A 23150-nucleotide genomic window follows, 5' to 3' on the forward strand; every position below is an offset into this window, starting at 1 on the left:
GTAGCACTATATACTTCTTAAAGTGAACATATTATAGCATTCCTCACAAACTCTAAAAACTCGTCACAATTTCAGGTAGAATAGCCGCCTGTTTTCGCTAAGTTTATTGATTATTCATGCGTTTAAAATCTTTAAAATTGGCAGGCTTTAAATCCTTTGCCAATCCAACAACTTTTACCTTCCGTCATGGTATCACCGCCATTGTCGGGCCAAACGGCTGTGGCAAATCTAACGTCATCGATGCCATTCGCTGGGTGCTTGGTGAGACCTCTGCCAAGCAGTTACGTGGCGGGGCAATGAGTGATGTTATCTTTGCAGGCACGCAAGATAGATCTGCCAAAAGTGTTGCCAGTGTCGAGCTGACTTTTGAGCATACGCAAGACGAGCAGACGGGTATTCGCCATGAATTCAATCTTTATCAAGAGTTGTCCGTCCGCCGACAGGTAAATAAAGAGGGGCGCTCAGACTATTTCATCAATGGTACGCGCTGTCGTCGCCGTGATGTAGTCGATGTGTTCTTGGGAACTGGGCTTGGCGCGCGCAGTTATGCGGTTATCGAACAAGGCATGATTGGGCGTATTGTTGAGTCAAGCCCGCTGCAGCTGCGTGAATTTATCGAGGAGGCGGCAGGCGTCTCACGCTATCAAGCGCGCAGGATAGAGACGCAAAAAAAGTTAGAGAAAACTAAAGATAATTTAGCACGTTTGCATGATATGCAAAGCGAGCTGGTCACCCAACAAAAACGGTTATCTAAGCAAGCAGAAAGCGCTCAGCGTTACGAAGAGCTAGCGTTAACACTTGCTGATATCAAGCAGCAACTTGCCATTCAGCAACTGTATCAAGCCAAGCATAATCAGCAGCAGCAAAAAATAGCTCATGAGCGTAGCGCTAGTGAGGTCGCCACATTACAAGCCAGCTATGAGACTCTAAAAGCCAAACAAGATAAGCTTGCTGCCCATATCAATCAAGAACAGTGGCTAAAAGATGATGCCCAAAGCAGCCATTATCAGCAGCAGCTAAGCTATCAACAAGCTGAGCACCAGCTAAGTGATGCCAAATCACAGCTAACCGTTATTGAACAGCAACGAGCTGGCTTAGAGCAGCAGCGTGAGCAAGCAGTCGATGAGATTGAGCGTTTAAAAGCTGAGCAAGCTGAGCAGCAACATGCGCTAGAAGCATTGCGTCCGCAGCTAATTGAACTGACAAATAAACGTGAAGCGTATAAACGCAATGAGCAACCGTTGCAGCGCGCATGGCATGAAGCGCAAAATAAGCTGTCACGCCTACAAGATAGTCATCGTGCGCTTGAGCAGCAGCAAGCGATTAATAGCCAAGCACAAAAACGGCGTCAGCAAAACCATGAGAAATGGCAGCGTCGCCAGCAACATTGGCAGAGCTTATGGCAGCAGCTACAGCAATCATTATCTGCTAAGACCGATGCGACCCTTACGCATGGCACGGAGGGACAAGAGCAGACCTTAGCGTCGCACATTGCTGAGCTTAATAAACAGCTACAACAGATTGAGCGTCAACAAGATAGCGTTGATGAAAGACTGTCTCAACTACAACCGCAAGCGCATGATTTACAACAACGCTTGATAACTCAGCAACGCGAGTTGAGTGAGAATGAAAAACGTCACGCAGTTTTAGCAGGTGAGTACGATACTCTACACCAGATATTACATCCTAAACCCACACCGAAATCGCAACAGTCTGCTAATGTAAAAACTACCGATATTAAAACTGACTTAGAAAATCAAGTATTAAATAACTATAATGACTTAGCTATCTCCACCTTACGTGAACAGATTGAGTTAAGCGCAGTAGGCAAGCAGCATGCTGAGCTGCTCGATAGTGTGTTTGCGTTATGGCTGGATAGTCATGTGCTGGTTTCTAGCCAATCAAGTAATGAAAAAGTTAACGGCGACGTTCAAAAAGCGAATAGCTTATGGCAAGCGCTTGAGCATGACTTAACGGATTTGTTTACTTATCAGACTGTGCAAAATGAGCGCACCAACGCAAAAAATAAATTGCCAGTAGAAAACGGCCATAGCTTGTGGCTATCTGCTAAACAAAACGAAATTAGAGACAATTCATTTGTTAGCGAGTTGCCTGATAGTTTGACTGATACAGTACTGCCTTTATCACAGATGATTACTGCCCCTAATTTAGTGCTTTGGCAGCAATGTTATTTATATATTGCGCAACCTGAGGCAGTTAATAAGCAAACGTTAGAAGCGCTTGCCGATATCTTAAAGGTATTACCGTCGTCAGCAATTCTGCTAACCTCGGATGGCTGGATTATCAGTCGTCAAGGTACGATAAACCTCAGTAAATTTATTGGTGCGCAAGATGGTCAAAACGACAGCAATAACCAATTCTTAACGCAGCGCTTACAGCAGCGCGAGCGTCTGCAAACATTAGAAGAGCTGCTTGATGGGCTTGAGGATAAAATAGAAGAGCAGCAAAAGGCCGTCGCTGATAACCAACGCAACTATGATGCGTTAACGATTGGCTTAGAAGAAACGCGCGCGCAAGCGGGGCAATTAACCCGCGATAAGCATCAATACCAGCAGCAGCTTACTACTCAGCACGCCAACGCTGAACGTCTACAAGCGGACAGCCAACGTCTAAACGCTGATAAAGTTGCCCTTGAGCAAGAGCAACAAGAATTAGAGCAAGAATTGCAAACTCTCAATCATGAGCAGCAGCATATTCAAAGTGAGATAGCCGCGCTGACGCCACAAATAGCGGATGCTCGAACATTGAGTCAGCAGTTGCAGTCCGAGCGTAGTGAGCTTACCCGCACACGTCAGGCAGATGATGACGCTTGGCAAGCATTGCAACTTCGTATGCAACAAAGCGAGATGCGCCTTGATCACAGTAGCAGTAGTCTAAAACGGGCAAGTGAGCAATATGACAAGTCGCTACAAAGCGAGCAAATCCTAAAGGCGAAGCATGAGCAGCAGCAAAATAAACTGCCAGCGCTGCAAACAGCGTTGCAGACAGTACAAAAAACGCGCGATGAGCAGCAATTGCTACTGGCAGAACGCGAAACGACATTGACGGCGCTTAAAGGTGAGTATAGTCAGCAGCAGGCAGAGCTAGATACGCTACAACAGTCATTGCAGACTCAGCAGAGTAAGCTTGCACATCACGCTACCGAGCTGGCATTAAGCGCGGCACGCTTGGAGGATGCCAGTACTCATACGCAAGAGGCGCTAGAAGCTTACTATAGCATTAGGCATAGATATAAAACTGATGAAGAGTTAACACAGCAACCGATTAGTGTCTCAAATTTATTAGCGGATTTTATCGCGCATGATCGCCGCGTACGTCCTGACAAAATCGCTGAGCTTGAGCGCGAAAAGTCCAAGCTTGAGCAGCAAATCAGCAAACTTGGTGCGGTCAATCTAGCCGCCGTGGCAGAGCTGGCAGAGGTCAATGAACGCTTAGAACCGCTGGCGCAGCAAACCGCAGACATTGCAGCCAGTATGGAGACATTGAGCGAGGCGATTGCCTCGATTAATGAGACCACTAAGACCTTATTTATCGAGACGTTAGAGGCAGTCAATACCGAGCTTGCTAATTTATTTGCCAAAGTCTTTGGCGGTGGGCAAGCCAGCCTAACGTTAAATATTGATGATATGCCTGCCAATACACCTAAGTCGGAGCAGTGGCGAGCAGGATTAACCTTGATGGCTCAGCCAAGGGGCAAACGTAATAGTCGCCTTGCTGTGCTATCGGGTGGGGAAAAAACCCTAACCGCGTTGAGTCTTATTTTTGCCATCTTTAAGCAGCATCCCGCACCATTTTGTGTGCTAGATGAGGTGGATGCGCCACTCGATGATGCCAATGTTGGCCGGTTTACCAGCTTGATTCATGAGCTGGCAGACGATTTGCAGTTTATTTTTATTAGCCATAATAAGTTGGCAATGCAGATCGCTGATGAGCTTAAAGGCATCACTATGCCAAATGCTGGTATTTCTACCTTGGTCAGCGTCTCGCTTAATGAGGCTGTCAGCTATATTGATGGCTAGTATCAGTGAATAGTGTTAAGAATTGATAATCGGTATCGAGTTTTATACAGACTCTAGTATTATAGTTAGGGTTAAGATTGTAACGTAATGCAACTATGTTGGGCTGACTATAAACAATTACTATATGGTGACGAGTTTAGTCAGCCATGCTAGACTATTGCCATTTATTCTATTTTGTGTATTCCCTTTTATCATAGTTATTAGGACATATTTCTCATGACCGCTATTCAGTTTATCTTGATTGCCATTGCTGCATTTATCGTGCTTGCAGGCCTGTTTATGGTCATTCGTAGCTTTAAACGTCGCAATAGTACGGAAGCCGCGACAGTCAATTATGATAAAAATGGCATTCCCATCATACCGCGTCACGAGCGCAATATTGTCGATCAGCCAGATTTTGATGATACGGTCGCCGGTGAGACCACCATTGCGCCCAATCGTGATTATCTCGATGCGGTTATCGAAGATGAGCCGTTAACCGAAACCCATACCAATGTCGATGCACAATTGACTAAGGGTCGCGATGAGACCGAAGCCAATGTCGATAATAAAAATGATGAGGACTATGCGCGCTGGCAAGCTGAGCAGCAACGCGCAGACAATGCTGAGTTTGCAGAAGTAGCTAACTACATGCAAGGTGGTAGCGAGCAAGAGCCTGATGCGTTTTCTAGCCTTATGTCAGCGACTGATAGCTTGATGCCAGTGATCGATACGGCTGAAGAGCCAAGCTTTGATGACAACAGCCCGATACTTGATCAGCATCTGTTAGAGCCTGTCGATGAAGCGCAAAATGGCCCACTTATTAATGCTAAAGACAACATCAACATTACTATCTTGCCGCGCCAGTACCGTGATCGCCCGGTAGAGATTATTCGCGGTCGTGACTTATTGGCTTTAATCGACAAGTATGGTCTACGCTTTGGGGCGATGAACATGTTTCATCGTTACGAGCAAAAAGATGGTACCGGCATGCTTTGGTTCAGTATGATGGGTATCACAAACAGTGGTATCGCGCCGTTTGATCCGCATAGCGTGGCGACCAACACTTACAATGGTGTGGTAGTATTTTTGTCCCTGCCGCATCCACAAGCGCTACGCAGCTTTGATAGTATGATGAGCATTGCTTATATGATGGCGGATGATTTAAATGCGCTGTTACTTGATGAAAACAACGAACCGATTACTCCTGAATATAAACAACAGCTGCGTAATCAAGTTCGCGACTATGAAATTTAATAAAGACAAAAGTTAACAGCAGTACTAACTGTATTCTAAAAGGCAAACAATGCAGCGTAGATAATATATCTATGGTTGCGTGATTTGCCTTTTTTAATCGTCCTGATTTTCTGCAAAATTATATCCGAGTAACCCGCAAAATTGTTATCATATCGGCATCTTGAATTATAAAGACGCTGACTATGACTGATCCTCTCTTATCGACCACTTCTCAAACCAAAACCAATCAAAAAGTAGCTTCACAACCTTCGATTAATTCTGATGCTCATCACGACATCATTACTCAAATGCGCACGCTTATTGATACCATCAAGACGCACAATTATGCCTATTACGTGCTCGACAACCCCGTTTTAGACGATAGCGAATACGATCAGTTGCGCCGCTCTTTACTTGAGCTTGAAGAAGGATATCCAGATTTGGTGCAGCCGGACAGTCCTATCAATCAAGTCGGTGATACGCCGTTGTCAGCATTTACCCAAGTGACCCATGACATTCCCATGTTATCGCTTGGCAACGTCTTTGATTATGATGAACTGCACGCATTTATGCGCAGGATCAATGACCGTCTAAGTGACGCCCAGCAAAACCCAGAATATGAGATAGAGCTTAAACTTGATGGCTTAGCAGTCTCGCTAAAGTATGCGTACGGCAAGTTTGTCCAAGCGGTGACGCGCGGCGATGGACAGACAGGCGAGGACATCACCCAAAACGCCAAGACCATCCGAAACCTACCATTATGGTTAGCTGATGCCGCTGATATTGAGCTATTAGAAGTACGCGGAGAGGTGCTAATGCCCAAGGCAGGCTTTGAACGACTCAACCGTCTAGCAGAAGAGAACGATGGTAAAACTTTTGCCAATCCGCGCAATGCCGCCGCTGGTAGCTTAAGACAACTTGATCCAGCTATTGCCGCCAGTCGTCCGCTTGCATTTTATTGTTATTCAGTTAATCAAGGTCTACCTGAAAATATCAACACCCAATCAGCAGCGTTAGCATGGCTAAAAGACATTGGCTTTACGGTCAGTGCGGTCGAGGTGGTACAGAATCCACGCGAAGCGCAAGCCTACTATGAATCGGTGATTGAAACGCGTGATGAGTTACCGTTTGAAATTGATGGCACAGTGATTAAGGTCAATAGCTTGGCATTGCAGCAGCAGCTTGGTTTTTTGTCCCGTGAGCCGCGCTGGGCAACCGCTTATAAATTCCCTGCCCAGACCGTTATGACACGCTTACACGCTATTGAATGGCAAGTCGGACGTACCGGACAAATCACCCCTGTCGGCAAGCTCGAACCCGTCAAAGTCGGCGGCGTCACTGTCAGCAATGTCACTTTGCATAACTTTGGTGAGATTCAGCGTTTGGACGTGCGTGCAGGCGATATGGTCAGCGTACATCGGGCAGGCGATGTGATTCCCAAAGTCACGCGCGTCTGGCACGATCAGCGTCCAGAAGACTCTGAGCCCGTTAAGCTGCCCTCTACCTGCCCTGTCTGCGACTCGCCTGTGGTGCTACCCGAAGATGAAGCGTTGGCGCGTTGTACTGGCGGACTGTTCTGTCCCGCGCAGCAGACCGAGGCACTCATTCACTTTGTCTCGCGTCGAGCGATGGATATTGATGGTCTAGGCGCAAGCTGGCTCATTAGCTTTTTTGAGCATGGACTTATCAAAACTGTCGCCGATATTTATAACTTGCATAATCATCGAGACGATCTCATTACTTATGAAAAACTGGGTGAGAAATCGGTACAAAACATCATCAGTGCTATCGAAGCCAGCAAAAAGACCACCTTGCCACGCTTTATCTACGCACTTGGTATTCGCGGTGTGGGTGAAGGCACTGCACAAAACCTTGCCCAGCAATTTGGCGATCTTGATAGCCTAATGGCAGCAGATATTGATACGCTACTACAAACACCTGATGTGGGCGCTATCACCGCTGAGCTTATCCATGAGTTCTTCCGCGCACCACACAATATCGAAGTCATCACCGCCTTGATGGAGGCGGGCGTACATTGGGATAAGGTCGAGCAAGTGGCATCAGAAGGGTTACCGCTTGATGGGCAAACTTGGGTCATCACAGGCGCGCTCGATAGCATGGCACGTGATGAAGCGAAGGCCAAATTGCAAGCATTGGGCGCGAAAGTCTCGGGTAGTATCTCGGCAAAAACCACTGCGCTACTGGCAGGTGATAAAGCTGGCTCTAAGCTAACCAAAGCGGAAAAATTGGGTGTGAAAATAGTGGATGAAGAAGAGTTTTTGGCGTTGGTTGGGGATGAGAACCGTTAAAAAATTGCACTGCTAACTGCGAGCATGGCTCTTGTCTTGCGTCGGGCAAAACAGTGTTTTGCTTATTCCTCCTCAGGTTCGCAAGTGCAAATCCCTTAGAGGGGATTTGCTGGTTAGGTCATACTTTAATAACATGCTCGTCCCTAGCGCAAGAGCAAAAGATAAAGATTTAAAAGCATGGCCTCAGCATTGCTTGCTTTAACAGTTAGCAAATATGCAGGTCATAGGTCGCCTTTCTTTAATGGTTTAGCTCGGCGCTCGTCCCTCGCGCACAGCTTTCGTCCTCCGCTTTAGTAGAGAGTTGCAGCTGCTTTACTCATCGCAAAAGAATAAGCGCTTTGTACATTTTTGAGTAGGGTGCTCCCTACTATTCTATTCTTCTTAGCAGTGTATTTAATATAAAACAAAGCATACGCTGCTAATCGGTACTTTCCAGTCTCTTTTATATATTAAAATCATCTTTATCAGTCATTCATCGATTAACAACAAACAGCATAACCCTTCGATAACTATTTAATTTAAAACCAAATATAAAAAAACTTAACAAAATTGGTCAAGATTATTGTTCCAAGCATTCATAAAATGAGAAGAGTAATCGTTGTATTCAAGGAGTAAGCAATGACTTCTCTGGTGAGCAAAACAGATGATAAAACAGAGCGCAAAGTAAACAAAGCGCCTCAATCGACTTCGAATGATAATAACGAAAAGTCGTCTACGCAAACAGTCGATGACGGTCACAGTCCTAAAGTTCAGCAGCTAATCGATAAACTGCCCGGCGAACATATTGAGGGTGGGGACAAACGCGCTATCATCTTTCGGATGGTAATGTCTGACCATTTATGTCCATTTGGACTAAAATCCCTAGATGCACTTAAGCATGCCGGCTACGATATTGTCGATCGACATATTACCAACCAAGACCAAAACAGCTTGGTCAAAAATACCTTGGGTGTTGAAACCACACCGCAAACCTTTATTGAAGGCAAGCGCGTTGGTGGTAATGAAGAGCTACAGGTATTCTTAGGTAACAGCGAAGCCACAAGTGATGATGATACTACTTATGCGCCCATCATCGCGATATTCTCTGTCACCGCTTTAATGAGTTTGGCATTATGCTGGGCTCTATCAGTTAGTGTATTGTCCATGCAAGCTTTGATGTGGTTTGTCGCCTTATCTATGTGTGTGCTGGCCATCAAAAAACTTGAAGATTTAGAAAGCTTTACGACTGGATTCTTGGGCTATGATTTATTGGCAAGGCGGGTAGTGCGGTATGGTTATGTATATCCGTTTTTAGAAGCTTTTGCAGGGATTGCCATGCTTGCCGATCAACCTTGGCTCAATCCTATAGCTGGTATAGTCGCACTTACGATTGGGTTAATCGGTGGCGTCTCAGTGATAAAAGCGGTATATATTGATAAGCGAGAGCTAAAGTGTGCCTGCGTGGGCGGAGATAGTAATGTGCCATTAGGGGCTATCTCATTAACTGAAAACGTGATGATGGTAGGTATGGGTAGTTATATGCTTATTCGTGCTTTGCTTTAGTAAATAGTTTCGGGGAGGGTGCGTTTTGCGTACCCTCTGATATTGGAAAACTATTAAGCTTCTATAACAGCCTGTCAAATACATAAGTACTTTTCTCGACATCAAGATGAAAAAACTGCTTCAGTAAAACTTACAGCGGATGGGGATTATTAGCATCCCTGCTGAATTCTCTATGGTGGCATCTCTCCATGCGTCTTCACTTTACCTTTCTTACCATCAGGTTTAATCTCAATAGGTAACACCAGTCCTTTAGCGAAGTCATCAGACAGCACATAATCATAACTACTGGCAGCGATGTCAGGCGTAGTATGGATGATAAGCGTCATATCCTTGTCATCAGTCAGCTCGTGAGAAGTATAGCTATCACTGATTTGATCGAGCACTTTTGACAGTGCTTCGTTACTTGCCATGCTCACGGTCAGGTTATGCTGGGCCGTGGCGTTATCTACATCGAAATACTCGGCGTAGTCGCGTACATTTTGACTATCGCGTGCAAATGGATAGTTGTAATCGGCGAGGTTAGCAGGCTCCTGACCGCTCGCTACCAAAGACCAGTCGATCGTTTTGTCTGGCGTTGATGAGTCTGAGGTTGAGACAGCTGGCTCGGTAGCTTTATCAGCGCTGTCAGTCGTATCAGCACTATTATCGCAGCCTGTTAGCGCCCACATACTAGCGGTAGCGATTATCATCATACTCATTAAACGCTGCGTCATCGACGTATCCTCTTTATTATTGGTCATAAATTTTTATATAAGCGCTATTTTGCCAGCTTTCGCTGCGCTTCTCTAGCGAAATGCAGCAAACGAGCGATTGTTACAGAAATATCGGCAAGACAGGTATAGTTGGTTCGCTTTAAAACTGATACGGTGCTGCTGAGGTAAATTTTTTGCAGCCTCTGTCATGCTTGCGAACAGCACGCAAGAAAAATTTACCCCAGTAGCACATCGCTATTAACGTATCAATTTTATTTCGAACTGACTATATGTTTTATGGACTAGACGCATAAAAAAACAGCCATCTTTCGATGACTGCTCTCGGTTTGCTGTTTCTTATTTTGTTTTTATATCGTTCAAATGCGCAAGGTTAACGATTCAACCTTAACCATTATCTACCGATCTGGCAGTTTACTTGGTATTCTTTACCATCAGCCCATTTCATAGCTAAGATACCTTTATCGCCTTTCATATGCCATGCATAGACAACTTCTGGGTTTGACTCATTTACATAGCTTGCGGTATCACCTTCTACGCTGCCATTTAAGATAATTGGCTGTTCTGACCAGTTTACTTTAGGGAGTGTGGCAGTTAGCATCACTTGCTTTTTATTGATAGATTGTTTGGCAAGAATTTGACTGTCATCAGTACAAGTATAAGGCGCTGGCGCCATGCGATCATAGGCTGCATCAGTTACGCTTTCTGAAGCAGGTGTAGTAGGACTTGGCGTTGTTGGAGTATTTGGTGCGGTAGGCGTTGGTGCGGTAGTCGCACAAGCGCTAAGTAAAGCAAGGGCAGGTAGGGCAGTGGCAATCTTAGTTAGGGTCTTCATAATTCTCTCCAAAAACATCCAGTCATATCATTTATTTGTATTTAACAATGCGTTAAGCATATGACGCACATATTAGCGAAAATAGAGACGATAGATTGTTAGAAATTGTTTGTTAGCTGTTATTCACGTTACGTAATCGCTGGCTAATGTAATTCATAATTTAGAGAACCTAAAAAACTCTAAATTAAAGTGGCATATATTTTATCTGAATGCGCGACTGATAGTGATTTTTGCAGCCTCTGTGTGCGTAAGCACGGCAAGCAAGAAAACTTTATCAGTCGCGCTGCGACATTTTTAGAGTGAATTGATTATATCGATAATTATCAGGCTCAATAAACCAGTTTAAATAAAAAGCGCACATCGGCTTGGGAGCTGATGTACGCTTTTATTGTCTTACTTCTATAGACTGATAAGGTTTAGCCTATCATTTGTACTATTTAATACGACTTATTAACGCTACTTGGTTTTACGCGGCGGTAAACCAGTATGCTGCGTTTGGAAGTTACCTTTGCTCACTCGTTTTGTATTTTTCTTCGCTGACTTCTTTGCTGAAGTGTTGTTGGTTGAGCCATTGCTACGCTTCACTGAGTCATTACCAAGGCGGCTGTTCTTTTTGCGCGCTGATTGATAGCTGTCTTGTGCGGCATCGCGACCTTCCAAACTGGCATTAAATGGCGGAATTAAGCAGCCACGGTTTTTACCAATCAAGTCACTACGTCCCATATCTTGTAATGCTTTACGCAACAGTACCCAGTTTTTCGGGTCATGGAAGCGCAAGAACGCTTTGTGCAATTTACGCTGCTTGCCAGACTTGACGATATCCATATCACCTTCACTACGGCTGATCTTATGTAGCGGGTCTTTATGCGTGTGGTACATGGTGGTTGCCGTCGCCATTGGACTTGGGTAAAACGCTTGTACTTGGTCAGCGCGGTAATCGTTGCGTTTAAGCCATAGCGCAAGATTCATCATGTCTTCATCTTTGGTGCCTGGATGTGCGGCAATAAAGTAAGGAATTAAATACTGCTCTTTGCCCGCTTCCTGACTGAACTGCTCAAACATCGCTTTAAATGCGTCATAACTGCCCATACCAGGCTTCATCATCTTCGATAGCACGCCTTCTTCAGAATGCTCTGGTGCGATTTTGAGATACCCACCGACATGATGACTGACCAACTCTTTGACATATTCAGGATCTTTTACTGCCAAGTCATAGCGCAAACCAGAAGCGATAAGAATCTTTTTGACGCCTTTGATATCACGGGCTTTACGGTATAGCTGAGTCAAATTACTGTGATCAGTAAGCAGGTTTTCACAGACATCAGGATAGACACAAGACGGCTTACGGCAATTTTTCTCAATGGTTTCATCTTTACAGTTTAGGCGATACATATTGGCAGTTGGACCACCAAGGTCAGATATCACCCCAGTAAAGTTTGGCGCAGTATCACGGATGGCTTCGACTTCACGTAAGATAGAGTCTTCTGAGCGGTTTTGGATGATACGTCCTTCGTGCTCAGTGATAGAGCAAAACGTACAACCACCAAAGCAGCCACGCATGATATTGACCGAAAACTTAATCATGTCATAAGCAGGAATGCGCGCATCGCCATAGCTTGGATGCGGCAAGCGTGCATAGGGCAGATCAAACACATAATCCATCTCTTCAGTTGAGAGTGGAATCGGTGGTGGATTGAGCCATACATCGATAGCAGTGTGCGAGTTGCCGCCGCCACTACCATGACGCTGCACCAGCGCACGAGCATTACCTGGATTGGTCTCTAAATGCAGGATACGGCTGGCGTGAGCATAAAGAACAGGATCAGACTTGACTTGCTCATAATCAGGTAGGCGAATGACAGTCTTTTCACGAGCAGGTAATTTAAGTTTATATTTACGCGCAGTCTTAGGCTTTTCTTTGACGTTGTCGAACCCTCGCAGCTGCACCACTTGAGTATCTTCATCGACTTGATCAGCGTTAATAACTTTATTGGTAACTGGCTCTGCGACGAAGCCAGCATATTGGGCAGACATTCCTGTCATGGCTTGCCCAACTGGCGAATCGCTAGGCTTTTCTTGCTCGATTTTACAGCTATCAACGTCTTCGGTCATCACATACGGATTGATAATGGGATCGACACGGCCGACGGTATCGACATCGTTGCTTGCCACTTCAGTCATATCCGCTTGCCAATGGCGACGGCTAGGCGACAGCAAATAAGCTGTACCACGTAGCTTGCTCATTTGCTCAAACGTATAGCCTTTTGAGAGACCATGTACCACATCGACGATGGCCCGCTCAGCGTTACCATACAATAAAACGTCAGCGCGAGAGTCGAGGAGGATACTACGGCGCACCTTATCTGACCAATAGTCATAATGAGCAATACGGCGCAGACTGCCTTCAATACCACCTAAGATAATCGGCACATCAGGATAAGCTTCACGGCAGCGCTGACTATAGACAATAGCCGCGCGGTCAGGGCGTTTATTGGCGACGTTTCCTGGTGAGTAAGCGTCATCACTACGAATCTTGCGATCAGCGGTGTAGCGGTTAATCATGCTATCCATATTGCCCGCGGTGACGCCGTAAGCGTAGACGGGCTTGCCAAGCTCCATAAAAGCGTCTTTACTCTTCCAATCAGGCTGGGCAATGATACCGACACGAAAGCCTTGCGACTCTAATAGACGACCAATAATTGCCATGCCAAAGCTTGGATGATCGACATAAGCATCACCTGAGATGATAATGACATCACAAGCATCCCAACCGAGCGCATCCATCTCAGCACGCGTCATCGGCAAGTAAGGAGCGGGCTCATAGCAGCTTGCCCAATGTTTATCATAGTCGTAAAGCGGTTTGACGCCTTGTTTAAAGGCGGTGCGGGCGATGGTATCGGCAGACATGGGCGGACCTATTAGCTAAGAGTTTGGCTGTAGAGCATAAAGAGGATTTAAAGGCAGACGGACAGGTTTTCTGTGCCTTTAAAAACCGCTCATTTTAACATGAATTACCCTCAGGTAGCGATAAGTTATTGATAGCGTGAGATAATATTCCAGTATTTACCATTTATAAGTGGTTAATAACGATAAGTCCGCTAAATGTATCGACAATACAACAGCTTATCTGCAGCTAATCCAACAAAATTTTCGTCCCACTCTTCGTAAAGTTCATCACAAACTGGCTTTTAAAGTTGCGCACGTTGTTTTCATAAGTGAGCAAGCCTGTGGTGAATTGATGATAATCCTGCATGTTTTTGGCATTGACCATCAGCATAAAATCCGCATCGCCCGACACTTCATAGCAGCTCATGACTTGAGATTGTGCATGCATCAAGCGCTCAAACCGATGTTGCATAGATGTATTAGAGCGCGCCATCTCTATCATTACTACTGCGGTAAGCCCGTAACCGACTTTATTGGGATCGACGATAGCGACTTGTTTGGTAATGACACCATTATTGGTGAGTGATTGAATACGTCGCTGGGCCGTAGCGATAGACACATGAACGCGTTCTGCGATTGTTTTTAATGGCAGCGTTGCATCATCTTGTAATAAATTCAAAATGGCTTTATCAATATCATCTAAAGTTTCGCTCATTTATAGAATCCTATAGTAATTATTATCACTATAAACTAATTATTGATAGATAATTTATTTTATTACCGTACTTATGATAAAAAAATTCAAAATGATATCCATATAGAGATAATATCTCTTTACATCTTAGTAGAATAAACCATATCAATAAAGCTTGTTCCATACAAAATAAAAGCTAATTTCTCTAACGTTTATTCAAACTTATGGTGCTGTTTATGACTATCTCAACGCTATCGACTGTCTTTGTTAATACATTCGCAACTACTGTTGCGCGCATGCCGTTACCTGCAATGTGGACAGTGGGCAGCGTACAGCAACGTACATTAATAATGGGCGTAGCACTGGCTGTATTATCAAATCTTTTATTCGGTGTGCTTTATGCGTACAGCAGTTTTTTGGCACCGTTATCAGGTACGCAAGTATTTATCTGGCGGATGTTAGCGATGTGGACGGCTTTGGTAGGGTATCTCATGGTTAGCGGCCGTTTGGGGAGGCATGTTGAAAAGTTAAAAAGCTTGCGCTCTGTTAAACAATGGGCATGGTTGCTATTGCCGACACCAATATTTCTTAGTCAATTTTGGCTGTTTATGTGGGCACCAGTCAACGGTCAAGGCGTCCAAACCGCGATGGGGTATTTTTTATTTCCCCTCATGATGGTGGTGTTCGGTTGCGTTTTGTTTGGCGAAAAATTAAGCCGCTTACAATGGTTGGCTGTTGCTTTTGCTGCCTTAGGTGTGGGCAGTGAAATTGTGCGCACCCAAAGCGTGTCTTGGGCGACCTTGTGGGTTTGTGGTACGTATCCGCTGTACTATATCATTCGCCGTCTGCAAGGTATTGGCGCAATCACTGGATTATTGGTTGACTTGACTCTCTTTGCACCATTTGCAATGGCTTACTTATTCTTCGTTGCACCGACCAGTTTGATGCTCGTTAGCGGTTCTGGGTTTTTTATTATGATGCTTATAGGATTAGGCGTACTTAGCGTGTTGGCAATGAAAACCAACGTCGATGCTAGCCAAATGCTACCAGTCAATGTCTATGGCATGATGAGTTATATCGAGCCTGCGCTATTATTTATCTTAGCTATCACGGTACTTGGCAACCCATTTGAGTCAGCGATGATATACAGCTACGGATTGATTTGGTTAGGGATAGGGTTTTTGATTATTCATGGCGTCCGTCAGTTACGTAAGGCAAATCGAGAAACAAAAGTAACGCTAACCACTAAAACCGCCTAAATAGTTGTCAGTATAAGTAGATTGCTTTTGTGAAATTATATTTATACCTAGAACGAAAAAAGGACAACACAGCTTAAAGTTGAATCGTCCTTTTTTTGAAGGCTAATACCGTAAAGTAAATTTAGTTAGGGTATTAATCCAAATGCTGTTTAAAGCCGCGCTGCTTATCACGTTCCCAATCACGGTCTTTTAAGGTTTTGCGTTTATCGTGTTGCTTTTTACCAACGGCAAGGGCGATCTGGCATTTCACCATAGAGCGCTTCCAGTAGCATGATAACGGCACGCAAGCATAGCCTTTTTGATTGACCGCGCCGTAGAGTTTATCAATCTCACGGCGATTGAGCAGCAGCTTACGCGTACGGATACTATCAGGGCTGACATGCGTTGAGCTTGATAATAGTGGCTGAATATGTGCCCCAAACAAGAACGCTTCACCGTTACGAAAAGTGATATAAGCTTCGGTAATGGACATTTTACCAGCGCGGATGGCTTTGACTTCCCAGCCTTGTAAGGACAATCCTGCCTCGAACGTCTCTTCTATGAAATACTCGTGACGCGCTTTTTTGTTTGAGCAAATCTGACTGTCAGGTTTTCTTGATTTTTTTGACATAAATTCTCCATAAGGACTACAACACACCGTGTCCTTGTCTAACTATTCCTCATCCTAACCCTAATACGGATTATATTTTTGTGATGCTAAGATGGATGAGTCGAACCGTCTATTGTAGCAAAGCTACTACTAAAAATGTTAGGGCAAATGTAGTCATGCGTGATCGCTGTTTAGTGCATTTAGATTAAAAATTATACTAAGTACTGACCATAGATAAGTATTATGTTTAACCAAAATTTGTTAGCATAAGCGCTACTATTAACCAATAAATTAGCCGCGCCATGAATCCAGTAACTACTTCTAATGACTTAGATTCTAATACCCCAAATTCTAATACGTCGGAGCTTTCGAACGCTGCCACATCTCTAGAATCTTCAAGGTCTTCAAAGCTACATACCAAAATTTTATACCCAGGTACTTTTGATCCTATTACGAATGGTCACGTCGATTTGGTCACCCGTGCGACCAAGTTGTTTGATGAAGTGGTGATCGCTGTTGCTTCAGGTCATCACAAAAAGCCGTTGTTTAGCTTTGAGGAGCGTGTTGGCTTGGTAGAGACGGTATTTGCAGACTTACCGCAAGTATCGGTGGTGGGCTTTGAAGGGCTATTGGTAGATTTTATGCGTGAAAAAAATGCTACCGCGGTATTACGAGGCCTGCGCGCCATGTCAGATTTTGAGTATGAGTTTCAGCTCGCCAATATGAACCGTGAGCTTGATGAGCGCTTTGAAGCAGTGTTTTTGACCCCATCTCAGCATTATTCATTTATCTCATCGACGATGATTCGTGAGATTGCCAAGCTTGATGGTGATGTGAGTAAATTTGTACCCAAGTGCGTCTCACAAGCTTTTATTAACAAACTTGGCTCATAGCCCTACTTATTTAATAGGAGCAGTTTATGGCTTTATTAATCACTGACGAATGTATTAACTGTGACGTATGCGAGCCAGCTTGCCCAAATGAGGCCATCTCAGAAGGGGAAGATATTTATGTCATTGACCCCGATCTATGTACTGAATGTGTCGGTCATTTTGATGAGCCGCAATGTGTGGTCATCTGTCCTGTGGACTGTATTCCTAAGGATCCAAACCACCTTGAGACCGAAAATGATTTATTGGCTAAATATAAACGTATCACTGGTCAGTGATGCGTTGTAGATTATGCTATTGATAAATACTCAGCTCAAAATAAAATCGTTACGTTAATAGTTGTATGCGACTGGTATAAATTTCCCTTGCTTGCTGCTATCACAGAGGCTACGAAAAATTCATCCCAGTCGCACTTTACCTATTTTAAATTGAGTTCACTATCTATATGGAAGTGCTAAAAACTAGGAATAATATGACGAATATGGACATTCAATCTGCCCCACGTTTGATGTTTAAGAGTGTGCTATGACGAAACCTGCTACCAGCGATTTTGATCAAAACCACCTTTGGCATCCTTACGCCAGCCTACCGCCCACTTATCCCAATATCGTTATTGACCATGCAGAGGGTATCTACATCGTCACCGAAGATGGTACGCGCCTTATCGATGGCATGTCGTCATGGTGGGCGAGCGTACATGGTTATAACCACCCCAAACTAAATACCGCTATCACAAAGCAGCTGGGCAAAATGGCGCATGTCATGTTTGGAGGCTTGACGCACAAGCCAGCAATCGATCTGGGTGAAAGACTACTAAACATTGTCCCCAAAGGACTTGATGCGATATTCTATGCTGATAGTGGCAGCATCGCTGTGGAGGTGGCGCTAAAAATGGCGCTGCAATACCAAATCGCGGTTGGACGTACTGATAAAAACCAATTTGCCTCGACCTATTCAGGCTACTATGGCGATACTTGGCATGCCATGAGTATTTGCGATCCGGTCAATGGCATGCACAGCTTATATGGCACGCAATTGCCGACGCAGCATTTTGTTTCTGCGCCGCCTATGGGGTTTGAGCATAAGTTAACGCAAGACGTGCGCGATGAATTAACCCAGTTCTTTGCTAACAATAGCGATAAGCTTGCCGGATTTATTATTGAACCGATTATTCAAGGCGCAGGCGGTATGCGCTTTTATAGTCCTGAATACCTGCAACTGTTACGTAAGCTATGTGATGAGTATGACGTGTTGTTAATCGCTGATGAGATTGCCACAGGCTTTGGACGCAGCGGTAAGCTGTTTGCGTGTGAACATGCAAATATCTGTCCTGATATTATGACCATTGGTAAGGCGCTAACGGGTGGTTATATGACATTTGCTGCCACCTTATGTACACGACAAATCGCGGATACTATTCATCATAGCGATTATCCAGCGCTGATGCATGGGCCGACCTTTATGGGTAACCCGCTGGCATGCGCGGTTGCCTGTGCGTCGATTGATTTAATCATGTCTTATGATATCGAGGCGCGTACGGCAAATATGCAAGCTGTGATGCAGCAGCAGCTTGCGCCTGCTATGGCTTTAGATGGTGTGAAAGAGGTAAGGTGTTTGGGGGCAGTTGCCGTAATCGAGCTAGAGATGGCCGTTGATATGCCAATTTTTCAAGCGTTGTTGATCGACAATGGTATTTGGGTCAGACCTTTTGGAAAATTGATTTATATTATGCCACCTTACGTGATGACAGATAATGAGCTTAACACATTGTGCCAAGCGTTGTTAAAGGTAGTGACAAACTATCTTCAAACCATGCAACTGGCTTAGTAAAAATTGAGAATACGTAAAAACCCAGTTTCTTATTAAGGTAAATAATGAGCGTCCTATTTATATCTGGTATTGATACCGACATCGGTAAAACTTATGCGACTGGCATGATTGCTAAAGCGTTAATGACGCAAGGTATCAATGTCATTACCCAAAAGCTGGTACAGACGGGCGTGACGATCGACAATAAAGGCAAAATGAGTATCGCTGATGACATCATAACCCATCGTAGGTTAATGGGTATTCCTCTACAGTCTTATGATTTGGATTTTACAACCTGTCCTTATCGTTATCGCAAGCCTGCCTCACCGCATCTGGCGGTAAAACTTGCCAACGCAGTTTTAGACCCTAAAGTCATTGACAATGCTACGCGTCGTTTGCAAGCCAATTATGATGTGGTGCTGTTAGAAGGCGCAGGTGGTTTGCTCGTACCTATTACAGAGCAATTATTAATCTTAGATTATATTGCTACTCAAGACTATCCTATTATATTGGTAACTTCTGGTCGTCTTGGCAGTATCAATCACACGCTGCTTAGCCTTGAAGCTATTACTCAGCGCGGTTTGTCTGTGCATAGTGTAATTTACAACCCCATTCATGATAATGCTGCTCAGACGGATGCTGAGATTGCTAATAGCACGATTGATTTTTTGAGAAAATACCTACAGCAGTACTACCCAGCTACGCATTGGCTTAAGTTGCCATATATAAAGGCTGAGCAACCTAGAGCCTTGCCAGATTTTTACCTGCCAAACGACTTTGTCTGAGACTGCTAAAGTCTACTGCTCGATGAGTTAAAATTAAACACAAAAGATATTTCCAGATAATCCTTTGGTTTGCTATACTAGCGCCCTTGGTAGACTAGGCGATCGCCGCTGCATACTGTTTAACAGACTTGCAGGGGAGGAAAGTCCGGGCTACATAGGGCAGCGTGCCAGCTAACGGCTGGGCGGGGTAACCCGACGACCAGTGCAGCAGAGAGCAGACCGCCTCGCGTCAGCACGTGAGGTAAGGGTGAAAGGGTGCGGTAAGAGCGCACCGCGTGGGTGGCAACATCTCACGGCATGGTAAACTCCACGCGTAGCAAGACCAAATAGGCATCGACATGGCGCGGCCCGCGTTCGATGCGGGTAGGTTGCTTGAGCGTATCAGCGATGATACGCCTAGAGGAATGATCGTCCACGACAGAACCCGGCTTATCGGTTTACCAAACCTTTTTTATTGTTTATGCTCTAATATTTACAACTAATTTGAATTAAATTTAGATTTTTTGCAAAAAAAGCCAATTAGGGGTTGACGATATCCACCTCTATCGGTATTATACCGAGCCTTAAATGGCGATGTAGCTCAGCTGGTTAGAGCGCACGACTCATAATCGTGAGGTCGAGAGTTCAAGTCTCTCCATCGCCACCATCTATATAGCAGTAATGCGTAGTATGAATAAATCCAATCCTTTGTGGTTGGTTTTTTTTTGTCTAAAATAAGCCGATAGACAGTGTCTATATCAATGATACAAGCTCAATAAAAAATCATTATTACTGCTATTTACTTGCCAATTTCTTGCTAAATCATAGCTTTATCTACCTACTCACAGATTATTTCTTGTAACTTATGTCCCTCTTACTTATCATAGGGGCTGTTTTTGGTGAAGTCCTGTAACGCTATGTCTGTACAATTGCCCCCTTATCGTCCTATTAAGCATCGCAGTGGCCTTAAAGTCATGGGCGCCGCCTTTCATGCTTTACTAATGCGTGAGCTACAAACACGCTTTGGTGGTTATCGTTTGGGCTACCTGTGGGCACCGCTGGAAATCATATTCCAAGTTGCTATCTATTTAGTAATTTTTGGGACTGTTATGACCCGTGTGCTACCAGGGATAGATTACATGCTATTTTTGGTTGCAGGTTTGGTGCCGTTTCGGATGATGAGTACGATAGCGACACGGTCTTTAGGAGCGGTAGAGGCCAACCAAGGCCTCTTAATGTACCGCTCTGTACGTCATATTGATGTTATCATTGCGCGCTCGTTTTTAGAGCTGGTTATTTACTTTTTTACCTTTGTACTTTTATTAGCAATATTACTTTTTATTGGTATTCCTATTAGTTTTGCGCAGCTACATATAGTGCTGTTTTGTTGGATAACCTTATTTTTATTTGGTTTTGGTCTAGCAATGATTATGATGGTCGTCGGTTATTATGGTGGTGAAATTAGTAAAATTATCAGTTTGATTTTCACTATTTTATATTTTGCTTCTGGGATTATCTATTCTATTCATATTATTCCAGAACCTTACTTTAGCTATCTACTTTATAACCCTTTTATCCATAATATTGAATTAATGAGGCATGCTTTTGCGCCTAATTATCCAGCTTATCATATCGACATAACGTATTTTTTAAGGTGGACTGTCGTAGTCAATTTCTTAGGTTTATTGATGTATAAAGCAGTAGAAAGGGATTTGATACGGTCAAAGTAAAACATCTAATAACTACCTAATATAGTATTTTATAGGGATTAGTTCTAACTCATGGTAAGTAAATGATTGAAATAAAAAACGTTTCGAAGTCGTTTATGACCAAGCAAGGTCGGCATTATCTATTTAAAGACTTAAACCTGACCATTGGTGATAAACAAAGTGTGGGTTTACTTGGCCGTAATGGTGCTGGTAAGTCTACCTTGCTACGCATTATATGCGGACTTGATGAGCCGGACCACGGTGAGATTATTACTGATTCAACGATTTCATGGCCGGTCGGCGTTGCAGGTGGCTTTCAGGGTAGCTTGACTGGACGTCAAAACGTCCGCTTTGTTTGTCGATTATATTCAAGCGGTCCTTATATTGATGAAAAAATTCGTTTTGTTGAAGAGTTTGCTGATATCGGTAATTATTTTGATATGCCGGTCAAAAGCTACTCATCGGGAATGAAGTCACGTCTGACTTTTGGTTTAAGTCTAGCGTTTGATTTTGATTACTATATGCTCGATGAAGCAGGTGCCGTTGGTGACGCCGCTTTTCGTAAGCGTAGTGAGGATATTTTGGCGGCTCGCCGTGCGCAAGCAGGATTTTTAATAGTATCGCATAATATTGGTGATATTAAGCGTAACTGCGATATTGGTATTGTGTTAATGGATCAAACAGCACTCGTGTTTAACGATACAAAAGAAGCGATTGAGGTATATGAAGAGCATGTCCACAAAGCGAAAAAATAAGATTATTGACTTCTCGCTGTTTATCGGCTTGGTAATCCTTCCATGGGTCTTGGTGATTTTTTATGTCATGACGCTCGCACATCCGCGCTTTATTTCGACTTCTGACGTAGTGGTCAAACAAGTGAGTGATGCAAGCGTACCCTCTGGCGGTGGCTTATCGGCGCTACTGGGCGTTAATAGCACCAGTAAGGAAGATGCCACTTATCTGACCGAATATATCTTGTCCAACGACATGATCAAACGTCTTGATAATAAGTTTCAGTTTCGAGAAGCATATTATGTCGATGGCTCAGACCCTATCTACGAGATAGACCCTGAAGCTTCACAAGAAGAATTGCTTGAGTACTTCAAAAAGCGCGTTCATATCGACTTAGATGAGCAAAGTTACATCCTTAGTGTCTCGACAGAAGCCTTTGATTCAGATTATGCTCATGAGCTTAATAAAGCCATCTTGGGTGAGTCTGAGCAGTTCGTCAACCGTATCTCACAAGAAGTCGCGCGCGATCAGCTGGTGTTTGCCGAAACCCAACTGGAGGAGTCACAAGATCGCCTAAATGAAGCCAAAGAGCAGCTACTCACTTATCAAAATACTAACGAGATCTACGATCCGCAAGCCAATGCGCAGATAGTGAATCAACTGATTGGCAGTTTACAAGCGCAGTTAAGCTCACTACGTACCGAAGAGCGGCAATTGCTTAGCTACTTGAACCCTGACGCCCCGCAAGTGGTGTCGCTAAGAAGTCAGATTAGAGCAGTAGAAGAACAAATCGGTCAAGAACAAACTAAGCTGACCTCGCCAAGTACGACCAAACTAAATCGTCAAGCAGTACAGTTTGAGACGATTAAAGCAGACGTCGATTTTGCGACCGAACTTTATAAGCTATCGCTATCATCGCTTGAAAAAGCACGTTTAGAAGCTTTTAAAAAGATGAAAAACCTGATCGTCATCTCCGCCCCTTACGAGGCTGAAGATGCGTTATATCCGCGCCGTGCTTACATTATCTGGACATCACTGGCATTATTACTGATGCTTTACGGCTTTGTGCGGTTAGTCATGGCAGTCATACGTGATCATCGTAGCTAGTTTGGCATTGGTGGTTAAAAAGAAACAACTGGTTATTAGTACTACAAGTTGTTAGAAGCT

At 44.1% G+C, this 23150-nt stretch carries 17 protein-coding genes, 1 tRNA gene and 1 other RNA gene; 14 read left to right on the forward strand and 5 right to left on the reverse strand.

The features are described from left to right. Positions 1-116: 116 nt before the first annotated feature. The 4 genes from BTV98_RS09075 (at position 117) to BTV98_RS09090 (ending at position 9106) form a co-directional block, all read left to right on the forward strand. On the forward strand, positions 117-4040 hold the full coding sequence (locus BTV98_RS09075; protein WP_075103434.1) for an AAA family ATPase: 3924 nt from the start codon (positions 117-119) through the stop codon (positions 4038-4040). A gap of 216 nt (positions 4041-4256) precedes the next feature. Then, a complete protein-coding gene (locus BTV98_RS09080) occupies positions 4257-5276 on the forward strand; it encodes a cell division protein ZipA C-terminal FtsZ-binding domain-containing protein (RefSeq protein WP_058368128.1) in 1020 nt (339 codons plus the stop codon). Positions 5277-5458: 182 nt separating this feature from the next. After that, complete coding sequence (gene ligA / locus BTV98_RS09085) at positions 5459-7564, forward strand: NAD-dependent DNA ligase LigA (RefSeq protein ID WP_075103435.1); 2106 nt, start codon at positions 5459-5461, stop codon at positions 7562-7564. Between the two features lie 618 nt (positions 7565-8182). Beyond that, entirely contained in the window at positions 8183-9106 is a 924-nt protein-coding gene (locus BTV98_RS09090; RefSeq protein WP_143505730.1) for a MauE/DoxX family redox-associated membrane protein, read from the forward strand. 170 nt (positions 9107-9276) lie between these two features. Here BTV98_RS09090 and BTV98_RS09095 read toward each other — a convergent pair whose 3' ends face one another. The 4 genes from BTV98_RS09095 to BTV98_RS09110 all read right to left on the reverse strand — a co-directional run bounded on the left by BTV98_RS09095 (position 9277) and on the right by BTV98_RS09110 (position 14252). After that, entirely contained in the window at positions 9277-9819 is a 543-nt protein-coding gene (locus BTV98_RS09095) for a hypothetical protein (protein WP_058368132.1), read from the reverse strand. Between the two features lie 391 nt (positions 9820-10210). Beyond that, complete coding sequence (locus tag BTV98_RS09100) at positions 10211-10651, reverse strand: hypothetical protein (RefSeq protein WP_058368133.1); 441 nt, start codon at positions 10649-10651, stop codon at positions 10211-10213. 456 nt (positions 10652-11107) lie between these two features. Continuing rightward, positions 11108-13558, reverse strand: coding sequence for a YgiQ family radical SAM protein (locus BTV98_RS09105; protein WP_058368134.1), 2451 nt, complete (start codon positions 13556-13558; stop codon positions 11108-11110). A 226-nt stretch (positions 13559-13784) separates the two neighbouring features. Continuing rightward, a complete protein-coding gene (locus BTV98_RS09110) occupies positions 13785-14252 on the reverse strand; it encodes an Lrp/AsnC family transcriptional regulator (protein WP_058368135.1) in 468 nt (155 codons plus the stop codon). Between the two features lie 215 nt (positions 14253-14467). Between BTV98_RS09110 and rarD the strand changes: the two genes are divergently transcribed. Then, a complete protein-coding gene (gene rarD, locus BTV98_RS09115; protein ID WP_075103436.1) occupies positions 14468-15490 on the forward strand; it encodes an EamA family transporter RarD in 1023 nt (340 codons plus the stop codon). Between the two features lie 133 nt (positions 15491-15623). Here rarD and smpB read toward each other — a convergent pair whose 3' ends face one another. Then, entirely contained in the window at positions 15624-16100 is a 477-nt protein-coding gene (gene smpB / locus BTV98_RS09120; RefSeq protein WP_075103437.1) for an SsrA-binding protein SmpB, read from the reverse strand. A 281-nt stretch (positions 16101-16381) separates the two neighbouring features. On the opposite strand from smpB, the gene coaD reads away from it, so the two are divergent. From coaD to BTV98_RS09165, 9 genes are all read left to right on the forward strand, one after another. Further along, positions 16382-16972, forward strand: coding sequence for a pantetheine-phosphate adenylyltransferase (gene coaD, locus BTV98_RS09125; protein ID WP_256713882.1), 591 nt, complete (start codon positions 16382-16384; stop codon positions 16970-16972). Between the two features lie 26 nt (positions 16973-16998). Then, positions 16999-17247 (forward strand): YfhL family 4Fe-4S dicluster ferredoxin, encoded by a 249-nt coding sequence (locus tag BTV98_RS09130; RefSeq protein ID WP_058368137.1) that lies wholly within the window; start codon positions 16999-17001, stop codon positions 17245-17247. Between the two features lie 247 nt (positions 17248-17494). After that, entirely contained in the window at positions 17495-18796 is a 1302-nt protein-coding gene (gene bioA, locus BTV98_RS09135) for an adenosylmethionine--8-amino-7-oxononanoate transaminase (RefSeq protein WP_075103438.1), read from the forward strand. A 47-nt stretch (positions 18797-18843) separates the two neighbouring features. Continuing rightward, positions 18844-19563 (forward strand): dethiobiotin synthase, encoded by a 720-nt coding sequence (bioD, locus tag BTV98_RS09140; protein WP_075103439.1) that lies wholly within the window; start codon positions 18844-18846, stop codon positions 19561-19563. 86 nt (positions 19564-19649) lie between these two features. Beyond that, positions 19650-20011: RNase P RNA component class A (gene rnpB, locus BTV98_RS09145), an RNA gene on the forward strand. 121 nt (positions 20012-20132) lie between these two features. Next, positions 20133-20209, forward strand: a tRNA-Met gene (locus tag BTV98_RS09150). 250 nt (positions 20210-20459) lie between these two features. Further along, positions 20460-21272 (forward strand): ABC transporter permease, encoded by an 813-nt coding sequence (locus BTV98_RS09155; protein WP_075103440.1) that lies wholly within the window; start codon positions 20460-20462, stop codon positions 21270-21272. Between the two features lie 95 nt (positions 21273-21367). After that, complete coding sequence (locus BTV98_RS09160; RefSeq protein ID WP_256713883.1) at positions 21368-22006, forward strand: ABC transporter ATP-binding protein; 639 nt, start codon at positions 21368-21370, stop codon at positions 22004-22006. After that, the gene (locus BTV98_RS09165; RefSeq protein ID WP_256713884.1) at positions 21984-23090 is read left to right on the forward strand and encodes a capsule biosynthesis protein; all 1107 of its coding nucleotides are present in this window, start codon (positions 21984-21986) and stop codon (positions 23088-23090) included. The genes BTV98_RS09160 and BTV98_RS09165 overlap by 23 nt, the downstream gene beginning before the upstream one ends. Positions 23091-23150 lie beyond the last annotated feature (60 nt).

The sequence above is a fragment of the Psychrobacter sp. Cmf 22.2 genome (assembly GCF_001921745.1).
In the GTDB taxonomy this organism is placed as follows: domain Bacteria; phylum Pseudomonadota; class Gammaproteobacteria; order Pseudomonadales; family Moraxellaceae; genus Psychrobacter.